The organism is Okeania hirsuta (assembly GCF_003838195.1).
Taxonomy (GTDB): domain Bacteria; phylum Cyanobacteriota; class Cyanobacteriia; order Cyanobacteriales; family Microcoleaceae; genus Okeania; species Okeania hirsuta.
In genome coordinates this window covers 23,037-34,767 of record NZ_RCBY01000062.1, presented here as the reverse complement: position 1 = coordinate 34,767, position 11,731 = coordinate 23,037, and the positions used below count along the sequence as shown (strand labels likewise).

The 11,731-nt window shown below is 37.3% G+C and carries 10 protein-coding genes; 2 read left to right on the top strand and 8 right to left on the bottom strand.

All coding sequences use genetic code 11. The features are described 5' to 3' along the window. The coding region (locus D5R40_RS37725) for a hypothetical protein (RefSeq protein WP_205127643.1) at positions 1-180 on the top strand (180 nt) is incomplete at its 5' end. A 1,349-nt stretch (positions 181-1,529) separates the two neighbouring features. Here the strand turns inward: D5R40_RS37725 and D5R40_RS12775 are convergent. The 4 genes from D5R40_RS12775 to D5R40_RS12760 form a co-directional block, all read right to left on the bottom strand. Beyond that, on the bottom strand, positions 1,530-2,456 hold the full coding sequence (locus tag D5R40_RS12775) for a FeoA family protein (protein WP_124146480.1): 927 nt from the start codon (positions 2,454-2,456) through the stop codon (positions 1,530-1,532). Positions 2,457-2,854: 398 nt separating this feature from the next. Then, positions 2,855-3,253 carry a FeoA family protein gene (locus tag D5R40_RS12770; protein ID WP_161564653.1) on the bottom strand — a complete coding sequence of 133 codons (399 nt, stop codon included), beginning with the start codon at positions 3,251-3,253 and terminating at the stop codon, positions 2,855-2,857. 795 nt (positions 3,254-4,048) lie between these two features. Further along, the gene (locus tag D5R40_RS12765; RefSeq protein ID WP_124146482.1) at positions 4,049-5,491 is read right to left on the bottom strand and encodes an alanine/glycine:cation symporter family protein; all 1,443 of its coding nucleotides are present in this window, start codon (positions 5,489-5,491) and stop codon (positions 4,049-4,051) included. A gap of 426 nt (positions 5,492-5,917) precedes the next feature. Further along, entirely contained in the window at positions 5,918-7,540 is a 1,623-nt protein-coding gene (locus tag D5R40_RS12760; protein WP_124146483.1) for a DUF3352 domain-containing protein, read from the bottom strand. A gap of 643 nt (positions 7,541-8,183) precedes the next feature. Between D5R40_RS12760 and thyD the strand changes: the two genes are divergently transcribed. Continuing rightward, positions 8,184-9,107, top strand: a complete 924-nt coding sequence (gene thyD / locus D5R40_RS12755; RefSeq protein WP_124146496.1) for a thylakoid membrane protein ThyD — start codon at positions 8,184-8,186, stop codon at positions 9,105-9,107. Positions 9,108-9,221: 114 nt separating this feature from the next. Here the strand turns inward: thyD and D5R40_RS35160 are convergent, their stop codons facing one another. From D5R40_RS35160 to D5R40_RS12735, 4 genes are all read right to left on the bottom strand, one after another. Beyond that, positions 9,222-9,365: a hypothetical protein gene (locus D5R40_RS35160; protein WP_161564654.1), complete on the bottom strand. Its 144-nt coding sequence runs from the start codon at positions 9,363-9,365 to the stop codon at positions 9,222-9,224. A gap of 123 nt (positions 9,366-9,488) precedes the next feature. Next, the gene (locus D5R40_RS12750; protein ID WP_124146484.1) at positions 9,489-9,707 is read right to left on the bottom strand and encodes a hypothetical protein; all 219 of its coding nucleotides are present in this window, start codon (positions 9,705-9,707) and stop codon (positions 9,489-9,491) included. 977 nt (positions 9,708-10,684) lie between these two features. Next, a complete protein-coding gene (locus tag D5R40_RS12740) occupies positions 10,685-11,107 on the bottom strand; it encodes a hypothetical protein (RefSeq protein ID WP_124146485.1) in 423 nt (140 codons plus the stop codon). Positions 11,108-11,318: 211 nt separating this feature from the next. Then, the gene (locus D5R40_RS12735; protein ID WP_124146486.1) at positions 11,319-11,675 is read right to left on the bottom strand and encodes a HesB/IscA family protein; all 357 of its coding nucleotides are present in this window, start codon (positions 11,673-11,675) and stop codon (positions 11,319-11,321) included. Positions 11,676-11,731: the final 56 nt, after the last annotated feature.

Sequence of the window (11,731 nt, the reverse complement as noted above, 5' to 3'; positions counted from 1 at the left end):
CTCCTGACTCCTGAGGACTCACAACATTTATTTATAAGTATTCAACCGCAATTCGTAGCTCCCCCGGAGGGGGAACATGATATAAAGCCTCAAAAATTCTCTCTTCTGCTTTTCTTTTCTATAGAATGTTGCACAAATGAAAATATAGAAATTTATGCAGGATTAACAATCCAAAAATAGACTGCAAAGTATAAAACTCTCATTGATTTTTATTTACTATAAGAGATTTTTTTCTAAACCCAAATAGAACTGCTATAAAAAAGTTAAATTACTTAAATTATACTCAATCCGATTATTAAAAAGTACTTTTGAGATCAAATCCACTTAATTCAGTATAAAAAAATGTTCCATCTGAGTGCCATTGCCAAATCTTTATCGATATCCCCACATTCCCCCTCCTGGGAGGGGTTAGGGATGGGTCTCCAAACTATGAATCTAATTACACAAATTCTACCGGATTTGATATGAGTTATACTTTCTAACCTTTCTGCTTTATCCTCCTAATAAATATCTTATTGCTCGGATTTAGTATTAAGTAGATAGACATAAATAATTAGGGTTTGCTGAAAAAGTATTTTAGTAGGGGTAGGAGACAGCTATACTGGAGACAGGAGACAGGAGAAATGGATCGGGAGCGAGGAAGTAGGAGCGGGCGTTTTGTAAGAATGATTTTTCTGCCCAACTATGCGCCTAAAATACGCTCCATGCATGAGCGTGAAGAGCTGAAACAGGCGCACTTTTTTCGTTCCCAAAAAGGCACTTCTCTTTATATGTCAATGCTTTTATATTTAATCAGCAAACCCTAATTAGTAAAATGGAAACTATTTGGAAATTCCAGAAGTAATTGAGATTGCTTTCCGTTCCGGAATGCTCCGCAAACCTTCCACTCCGTTCCAGTCGCAATGAAATTTTACATTTATATCATGTCCAGTTCAACAGTTATAAATAAACGACGGATTCCTCAGGAGTCAGGAGCAAATAAAGAAGAATAAAGAGGAGGAAAAGGAGAAGTTTTTTTATCACTAATTATCCGGAAATGATATTAATTATACTTATACAAATTCACTTTAGGGATATCACAAATAGTTTCCAACTTTAAATGTAAAATAATTGCCCGAAACTATTTTCTTATCAAAGTTTTTAGTCGATTAAATCTAACTTCTGACTTCTGACTTCTGTACGTCGATAATCCGACTGCTCCCCGATCTGAATTCAGTGAAACGGTATTACAATGGATAATTGACAATGGATAATTGATAATTAATCCCCAAAGGTTTAAAGTCTCTCCTTTTAAGGAGAAAAAAGCGGTTGAGGGATGGCGAGGTCCCCTCGCCATATCCAATCAACCAAGACAGCGGTCGTTAGCGGAGCTTCCCGTAGGGTGGGATGGCGATCTTCGGAGCGGGTCTGCAAGAACGGGTCTCCTCGCCATATCCAATCGACCAAGAGAAGAAATCTGATTTCCTTATATTCAATTCCGTAACGGTTTTAACCTTCTTGTAATTATCCATTATCAATTGATGAACTACTTACTTTGGCTCTATCTCTAGACTACCGTCTGCATAGAGCAAAATAGCAAACTCAGTCCATTCTATTTTATTCGTAGAATTAGGCTTAACTAAATTCGGCAGTGGTGTACTGCTCAAATGGTTTTTTGCTATTTGATTAAAAGCTTCGTAAGAAATAATATCTCCATTTTTATCTACCTTAACTAGATAAATTGCTGTTTGTTTAACTGGTTTTTTCCAGTTTTTATCGATCTTAGTGTAGAGTTTTTGTTGTAATGTAGCAATTTCTTTGTTGTCGGTAATTCTTTTACCTATTGATTCTACGTTTTCGATGTCAGAATTAGTTGTTGTTGCTACCGGATTAATGGTATTTTCAATAGTTGCTTGATTTGTCGTTTCAAGGGCATCAGATTTATCAGTTACGGCATCCAAATTTCCGGTTATTTTTGGTGCAGATAAAGTTGTATCTACCGTCTCTAATTTTTCATTTTCCGTTAATTGTGAAGTCGAATTAGAAACAATATTAGCAGTAGTTTGTTGTTGATCGCCTCCATCGATATTTCCATGATTCAAAAGTTGATAAATTTCAGCCAGAACAACTATAACAATAGCAGTTAATGTCAGTAATGAGAGAGTTTTAACTTGTTTAGTTAACTTTATTACAGACTTGGGAAACATCTCATAATCTTCTGATGAATTTGTTTCCTCATCCCCATCTGTTTTAATCACGATCATTTCTGCTTCATGAGACCGGATAGCTATTTCTGTGCTTAAACCAACTCGAATGTGCAAAGGCCCACTAAAAGTTCCCTCTCGCAAGACTTGCACTGGTCTATCAGAAACTACTCCCATTGCTGCGAGTCTCTCAACAATTCCTTGATCGCGACCAATATTTAAAACTCGATCGACTATTGCCATTTGCCCTGTTTTCAAATCAGCTACATTCATTTTGATTACCTCTGACGTTATTACTTAAATGTTGTGTAGATATTGTGGTAATTACTATCTTGTATTCTGCATATAATCTCAGACTTACAGCACTTTTTAGGATGGTGAGGTAAAGTTATTATGTTGCCTGTTGCCTAAAGTCCTAAAACTTTGTACCTCCAAGACTCGAAAACTGCTGTAAATGTATCGTCAGCAAATCCTCAATAATTAATAATTAATAATTAATAATTAATAATTAATAATTAACAATTACCTCTCCTAGAGAACGGATAGGATTGACTCAAAGGAAAATTTTTGCTTGTTTCTCCTTTAAAGGAGAGACTTTAAATCTTAATTATTCGGTAATGACCGAGGAACGAGAAAGACTGAATATATGACCGAATTTTCCTTTCTACTACTTATTGCTGATCAATGATTTTGGAACAGACAATAATATCGCTAGCAGGATTAAGTCCCAAACCAATATTGCGGTCTCCTACTGCCACAATTACCGAACCACTAGGGTTGTTACTAATTACCTCTAGCTCAACTCCTACTACCAATCCCATTTTTTTCAAGCGACTATCCATCTCATCTATAGCATTGATCGTAATAATATGTAAGCGATCGCCCCGTTTTGCTTGTGTCAGTGGAAAGTTAGTTTCTACTACTTGTTGATAAGTTTCTTTAAGAGTGTGATGGTTGTTTTCCTCTTTCAACTCAATATAGTTGCTGTCTCCCAGAAATGTAAATTCCCATGCTTTCTCCTTCCTCTCTACATTATTAGATTCCGATCTATCTTCATATTTTTTATCCATTAATTTATGTAAACAGTTGAGATTTATTTTCATTTAGTATAGTAACGATAGCAGAGTAGTTTGTCAAGTTTAATATTTGACATTATTCAAAACTGGAACTAGAGAAAATCAGGAGCTATCAATTATATTATCTCTCTCATCTACACTGCTATTAAGAAAGTATTAATTTATTTTCAATACTTTTACTGGCATTGCTGAGGAGCGGGATGAATATAAGTGGTAATATCAAATCCGCTAGGGTTCGGTATAAAAAAAATTTTCATCTTCATCCAAGAGCAAATGTTTCGCGCATTCTCTTCCCTCCTGACTCCTGACTCGGTCCTCCTGACTCCTAGATTAACTATCTAATTACACCGATGCTACCGGATTTGATATAAGCGGGGGCAGGCATCCTGCCTGTCCCTGCCAAGGAGTGAAAATATCAGGAACGAAAATATCAGGAACGGGCAAAATGCCCCCCAAGCACAAAACTATTAAAATCATCCCGCATTTGTGCAACGCCCTTCTACTAAATCAGGACTTACGCAAAATATCAAATCATATACTATCCGTAGGGGTGAACGGCCGACTTTATAGCGCTTTTCACATAGATAGACTACAGTTAGTATGGGCAACCCAAAAGCATTGATTTTTCTACTCCCTCTCTTTGTGCGCGTTCCCTCTCTTAGTCAACATTCCCTCTCTTGGTCAGCATTCCCTTGCTACTAACTTGGTCGCGGGGTCTGACCGCTTGCGTCTGTCACCGACGCGGGGTCGCACCGCTGTTGCCTGTTGCCTTGCGCGTAGCGCTATTTCTCACCCAATAACTTTTGAAGGAGATTCATTGAACATTTCTCCTGCTTGTAAACGCTTCATATAACTTGCTTGGTCTGTTGCCACTTTACCACAGAGAAAATAAGCACCAAGCAAACTCGGAAAAGCAAGAGTTATTTTCATAGCATCACTAAACTCAATGACTGCTTCTGGGTTAGTAACCGTACCCACAAAGATACCTACTAAGAACAAGATTTTATAGATAATCACACCTCGGTTTCCAAATAAATATTGCCAGCAAACTTGACCATAGTAACTACTAGAAATCATCGTAGAAAAAGCAAACAAAATTATACAAATTGTCAAAATAGCAGGAAACCAGTCAATCACAGTAGTAAAAGCGGCTAAAGTTAGTTCTGAACCATTGAGAGTCGCAAATTCAGGATTATTGTAAACGCCAGTAATAATAACTACTAAAGCGGTCATATTACAGATAATGACAGTATCAATAAATGGTTCTAGCATTGCTACAATACCTTCTCGAACAGGTTCATCTGTCTTTGCCGTAGCATGAGCGATCGCTGCCAAACCCAATCCTGCTTCATTAGAAAAAGCTGCACGGCGAATCCCTTGTATTAGCGCTCCCACAAAACCCCCTGCCATAGCTTGGGGAGCAAAAGCGCTATGAATTATAGTAGAAATTGCGTGAGGAATAGCAGTAAAGTTAGCTAAAATTACCCATGAACCTGCCAGAAAGTAAACGCCACACATTGTCGGTACAATGGCAGCAGCTACTCCAGCAATACGTTGAATACCACCTACTATTACTAACCCCACTACTAATACTAAAATTAATCCATAAACCCAGCTTCGTTGAGCAAAAAAAGGTATCACATTAGCAACAACTACTTGAGACTGGTTAGACTGAAATATGCTGGAACTACCCAAGACAGCAAAGATATTGAACAATGCAAACATTCCACCTAAAAATTGACCTAATTTTTTTTGTCCTAAGTCAGCTAAACCCATTGATATATAATACATTGGCCCTCCAATGCTTGTACCATCTGGGTTAACTACACGATATTTTTGTGCCAAAGTACATTCAACAAACTTTGTACTCATGCCTAACAACCCTGCGATCGTCATCCAAAAAGCTGCACCTGGTCCTCCAAAACTAATAGCAATAGCAACTCCAGCAATATTTCCTAGCCCCACAGTTCCAGATAAAGCAGTTGCCATAGCTTGAAAATGAGAGACTTCACCCTCATCATTAGGGTCATCGTATTTTCCCCAAATAACATCTATGGCGTGTTTAAAAGCTCGAATATTAATAAACTGCATTCGGAGAGTAAAAAAGAGACTGCCACTAATTAGCCAAAGTACAATAAGTGGTATCCCTTGGTCGCCACCAATACGATAAAAAATGATAGCATCTATATTTTTTAATAATTGAGAAAAAGTAACAGAAATCCAATCTAACATTTGGTTAGTAGTTCCTAATAATATTTAATACCATATTATACCAAGTAGTATATTTTTTGATTATATTTATTTTAACGACGAAATAATAGTTGTTTTTGTCAAATTTAACTGTAAAAAACAAATAGTTTTCAATCGTTTTCAGCCGATAATTAAGGTAAATTGAAATCTACTTTTGCCAATTCCAAATTTTATTGCCATATCCATAAATAGATGATATGGATGAACAGTATAAAATTTATAAATTACTACTATCTACAAAGTTGGCAAATCTATACAAAAAGAATCATTACCTGAATTAAAATCAGGCTTGAAGTCCGATTTTTCTGTTAGAAAAAATCTACTTTTAAGGTTTTACTCACTTAATCACTTTTGATAATTTGGGTGCGTTACGCTATCGCTAACAGCACCCTACAAACTACAAACTGACTACTTTTTCTGCAACACCCACAAAATTTCCATCTCATTCGTCAACTCATCCGACCAACTCGCCGTCACCCCAATACCACGAATTGAACTCAAAACAACCTTCACATCCCGTGGCATCATCAGATTCACAAACTGATAACGATTCGCCCAAACCATCATCTGTTCCATATTCCAATAAAAATACCCCTGATTCGATGTTGGTAAAGACCCCACGACTTCCTCAAAATCATCACTCCCAATTAAACCACGATCTGGCATAGTTATCATCACCTCTATCAACGGTTCACCAAGTGCCACAAACAAAAAATCATCATCCAACCACCCATACCCCAAAAAACTACCAATACCAACCATCTGCCACTCCGTCACCGATATCTCTCCCACCTGTTTTTCCTTCAACGACACACCAGGTTTTTCCATCGCTACTCTATTTAACTTTCTCAACATCCCATTAGCAGCAAAGCGATCGCTAGTCTCCAAAATCATCGCTCCACCAACGCCAGTCTGTACCAATCTTCCTTCATTTGACCCAATTAAACCTATAGCAAACTCCCCATCCATCCAACCAAACACTTCTCGATCTACATCCAAATCTAAATCTTGAAACGTCTTCCTCACCATCTCCAACAGATCCTGCAAATCTTCACTACCCTGCGCTTGCGCCACAAACTGCGACCAAGCTAAACTAATATTCTTCCCACTGACCGACATCATCGTCTCCGCTGGAAACCGTTGCAAAACCTCACCCGATGCTGTTTCAGTCTGCTCTGGAGGCAAGGGAGAATTCAACTTAGTCACTGTCCGCAAGCGCAAACCAGCATCATCCACTCCTATTCCCATCACCACAGAATTTATTTTTTCCAACTGCACTAAACTTGCAGTAGACAACTGTTCATTCTCCGGCAAGTCATCAGTAAATGCCGTCATCAACTGACTATAATTAGGAATAAAAATAGTAGCGAGGGCATTCTCCACCCCTGCACTCTGCTGTAAACTTTCAGCAGCATTCTCTTGCATTGCCAAAGAAGCTTGACCCTGAAACGTATCAATAGTATCTTCCACTGCTGCTGCAACGGTCGCGATCGCTAAATAATCTCCCAAAATTGCCAAATTAAAAGTTTTCCCACTCTCATCAGTAACTTCCCGAATAGTCACCCCCTGATATTCCTTCTCAATAACTTGATTTTCCTCATCTCCTTTTAATTTATTGGCAAATTTCCAAACCTCCAACTTATTTTTAATTCCCACCAACATCAAAATATTCACCGGATCGGTATCTTCCCCTGACTCAGCGGGAACAAAAGCAAACATTATTCCTCCCAACCAAGGTTGAATGTCTTTTTCCCAATCAATATTAGCTTCTGCTAAATTTTCCTGCTGAAATTCTGCATAACTCTGGCTAATTAATTTTCTGGTTTCGGGAGTACCAAATTGTTGTAATTTATTCAAAGCTTGTTGATTAGGATGAATAAAACTGGCCATAATTGCCGACTCAGGTACTATTTGGGCGCTGTTCAGAGGGTTGGAGACTTTCGCGGCCACATTTCTCAAGTAAAGATAGGTAGCAATACTGACTGCTGTAATGATGGTTGCACCAGCAATTAGAAAGTGTGATTTTTTCATAGAATTTTTTTTATAATTTAATATCTACTAGGTAAGTATAAGTAGAAGTAGGTAGACAAAATTCTCTTTAACATCCACTACCCGTTTATATTTTCTCTTTCCTGTTTTCTACCTGTAACAAATATTAAATTAATTTTGCAGACTAGGTAGGGTCGGTTGGTTGGGTTGGCTTGAAAAATAAAACTCAACATTATTTAATTTATAGGTTTTGATTGGGTTTCCCTGGTGCTTGACCCAAGCTACTATATTGTGGGCAAAGTTTTTTAGTATCAGTCTAGTAGGTTGGGTTGAAGAATTGAAACCCAACATTATTTGGGTTGGGTTTATCCTGTGGATAAGCTGCGCTAACGCTGGTACTTGACCCAACCTACTAAGCTAAGAATCATTAGACATCTCGAGAAAAGAGGGAGTAGGGAGTACAGAGCAAGAAGTAGGGAGAAAGAATTGATGATTTATGTGGGATAATTGATGTTATTTTTTATTATTGGAGATGTGTATTTAGATTCTATATTCCCTGTTCCCTGTTCCCTATTCCCTATTCACTATTCCCTTTGACAAAAATTGGGTATATGGTTTAAATGCAAAACAGCTTATATGATGTCTTACAAGGATAAATTAAGTATTGTGGGCAAATTTTTTAGTAATGAAAGTAGCTATTACAGGAGCAACAGGGTTTGTTGGCAGTCGCTTGGTAGAGCGTTTACATTCGGAAGGGGAACAAATATTAGTTTTGACCCGCAATCCGGAAAAAGCTAAACGAATTTTTCCTGACTCAGCCTACCCTAATTTAGAGATAGTTGCCTACCAACCAAAACAGTCTGGTGCTTGGCAAAAGTTTATAGATGGCTGCGATGGTGTGGTTAATCTGGCAGGAGCTGGTATTGCTGATGAGCGTTGGAATGCTAGTCGGAAGCAAGAAATTATGGACAGTCGCAAGGTAACTACGGAAAAATTGGTGGAGGCGATCGCTCAGGCTAATTCTAAACCATCGGTATTGGTCAGTGGGTCGGCTATTGGCTATTATGGTACGAGTGAAACCGTAACTTTTGATGAACATAGCAATAGTGGAAATGATTTTCTGGCTGAGGTTTGTCGAGCTTGGGAAACTGCAGCTGAACCTGTAAAAGATTTGGGGGTGAGGTTGGTTATTTTGCGGATTGGTATTGTACTGGGTATGGGTGGTACTGTCTCAAAAATGCTAACTCCGTTTAAGTTATTTGCTGGTGGGCCTATTGGTAGTGGTAAGCAATGGTTTTCTTGGGTACATATTGATGATTTGGTTGGTTTGATTTTACATTCTCTGCGCCACCAAAAAATAGAAGGTAAATTCAATGCTACTTCTCCTAATCCTGTACGAATGGGAGAATTTTGTCAAGATTTAGGATTAGTTTTAAATCGACCTTCTTGGTTACCTGTACCTGATTTTGCCATTGAATTGTTATTAGGAGATGGTGCAGTGGTGGTATTGGAAGGTCAAAAAGTCTTACCAAAACAGACTCAAGCTTCTGGCTTTGAGTATCAATATTCAACTGTTAAGTCGGCTCTGAAAAATATTTTAGCTCCTTGACATATTCCCGGTGGTACGCTTAGGCGACACCACGGGATTCTTCAACTCAAAAAAGAGTTGCAGTTTATACAGAGGTGATGCCCTCCCCCTGTCTCCTGTCTCCTGTCTCCTTCTTCAACATTTTCTTTGTGGGTTTAATACCCCACCGTCTACAGGGTGTTCACGCATTACTTGGGGGAGCGAATCCCCATGTAATTTTCCTCCTGTCTCCTGTCTCCTGTCTCCTGTCTCCTTCTTCAAAATATGGATGGCTATCATCCCGAGTCTCCCTTACAGGAAAACGCGGGACTTTCCGTCATGGGAGTAAAAAAAAATTAAGCTGCCTTTAAGTTTAAGGCAGCTCTATCAAATAATTTTTAAATCTATAGGTAGTTAAAATCTTTATTTCTGAGCAGTTGCGGATTCTTTGACTAATTCTTTAATTTGTTCCAAGTTATCTGGATCTACATAATGACATACTGCGTCATCTAGACAAATTAAAGCCCAGCCAGACTCATCTATGCTCATTAGTTTATAATCTCCTTGCTGTATAAAAAATCCTTTGTGATTACGAGTTTCTGGCTTTAAACTAACTTCTTTGTTGTTGTTATTAATTGTCATTGTATTTCAACTCCTTTGTATTATCTAAAAATTAGGTCTGGCTCTCTGATATAGAGATTTTTACTAAAGACTAAACAAGTTGTTAAATTTTCCCAGACTTGCTTATGTATATTAGGCACAGCCTCACACTCTAAAAATCTTTTTCTGAATTTATTTGTGCTTTAACTACCTATTCATTTTTTTTGCTTAGTGTATGTTATTGTTTTACTTTCAGCAATTTTTGTAGGTCATAATAGGCTATTAATTCAGACATTTTATCTGTGTTTTAGGATTGTACAGATAATTTCCCATTATCCTCATTTATGCAGACAACTTTATGATATTTTTTGAGTAAATATCTTGAGGAAGTCAACCTTTAACTTGAATTTTATGTAATGCCAATATTAGCATTCTTCAAGTTTTCGCTAGATGATTTAGAGGTAGTTTGTAGAGCTAGATGCTCTATGTGGGATGTTCTCAATTTACAGCGATTAAGTAATCTCTTAAAGTTCTAAACATCATAACATGATTTTCTTGGATATCTCATAAAGTTTTTATATGAATTATTAAGTTTTTTTAACATATATATTTTAACTTCTTGAATCAGTGAAGAGTAGTTTAACTAGGAGAAGGAAAAAAAGATTTAATGTTGAGAATTTATGCGAGTTCTATATCTTTGAAAAATAGCTTTTAATGTTTTGCTTCATCTATACAGTTATCAGCTCAACTCAAAACTATTTATTATCATCCTTTAGTGGTTTCTGGATGCTATAACACTGCTTTTTTATAGTGTATAGTTTATCTTTGAAGAGTTTCATGTGGCTCATGACAGAGATATTAACACCTGTCATAATTTGTGGCAATTTTCTGATGAATATATAGGGTAGGAAGTGTCCGAATCTACGCCTAACCAGACAGTTCAAATGCTGTGTATCAAGAGCGTTAGTTCTTGAGGGTAGGAAGCTCCACCCTCAAAGAAGTATGGTGGGGTATTTCACTTAAACATCGAATAACCAACTCTTAACTCGACTTAAACTAGGCCAATCAGCTCTTCTCTCAAAACCATCCTGAATGTTACTTTTAATTTCCTCAAGCCAATCTGAGTCAGCCATAATCATTTGTTGTGCCCTTTCTACATGAGTTCTTACACCCTTTTCTCCCATTTCTAGCATTGCTAAAGCTAAATTAATTCTCCCTTGTGGATCGTCTGGATTAAGTTTAACTCCTGTCTTCGCTGCTTTGTAAGCTGATTTAGGTTTTTTCTCTAATAGATATAACCATGATAAACTTATCCAACTACTACTACTTTTAGGAGAACGATTTGTAATATCTTTAAATACTGGAATTAAAGTTTTTGGTTCTTCTCCAGCTTTATATCTTTCTAATCCTTCTTTATATAATTCTTCAGGTGTCTGAGTCATAATATTCGATATTTTCTACTTAAAAAAATTAATGACAATAAGTAAGTTTAAGATTGTACATTAATATACTCAATTTACATAGATAGGGGCACAATTAATACTGTACCCCTACTCTCCAGTTTGCCCATTATTAAGCAGTTGCATTTACAGAAGTTCTAGGAAAGACTAGACCTAGATAACTTCTGACAAATATGATTTGATTTGATTAATTTTAGGCAGAAAAGGAACTACCACAGCCACAGGTTTGAGTTGCATTAGGATTACTAAATTGAAACCCACCCCCAATTAAAGCATTACTATAGTCGAGTACTAAACCGTAGAGATATAGAATACTCTTGCGATCGCAAACTACCTTAAATCCATCATAATCATAAACTTCATCATCTTCTCTAATAGTATTAGGGTCAGCAAAATCCATCATGTAGGACATTCCAGAACATCCACCTTGACGCACCCCTACTCTGAGGCACAGGTCTTTCCCTTCTTTCTCTCTTAGAGAATTAACCTGAGCTAAAGCAGCTTCGCTCATCATGATACCTTTTTGCTGAGACTGAGTAGCTTGTGTCATTTTTATTTCTAGCTCCTTGTACTATTGCTCTAAAATAGTAATTCCTTACTATTTAT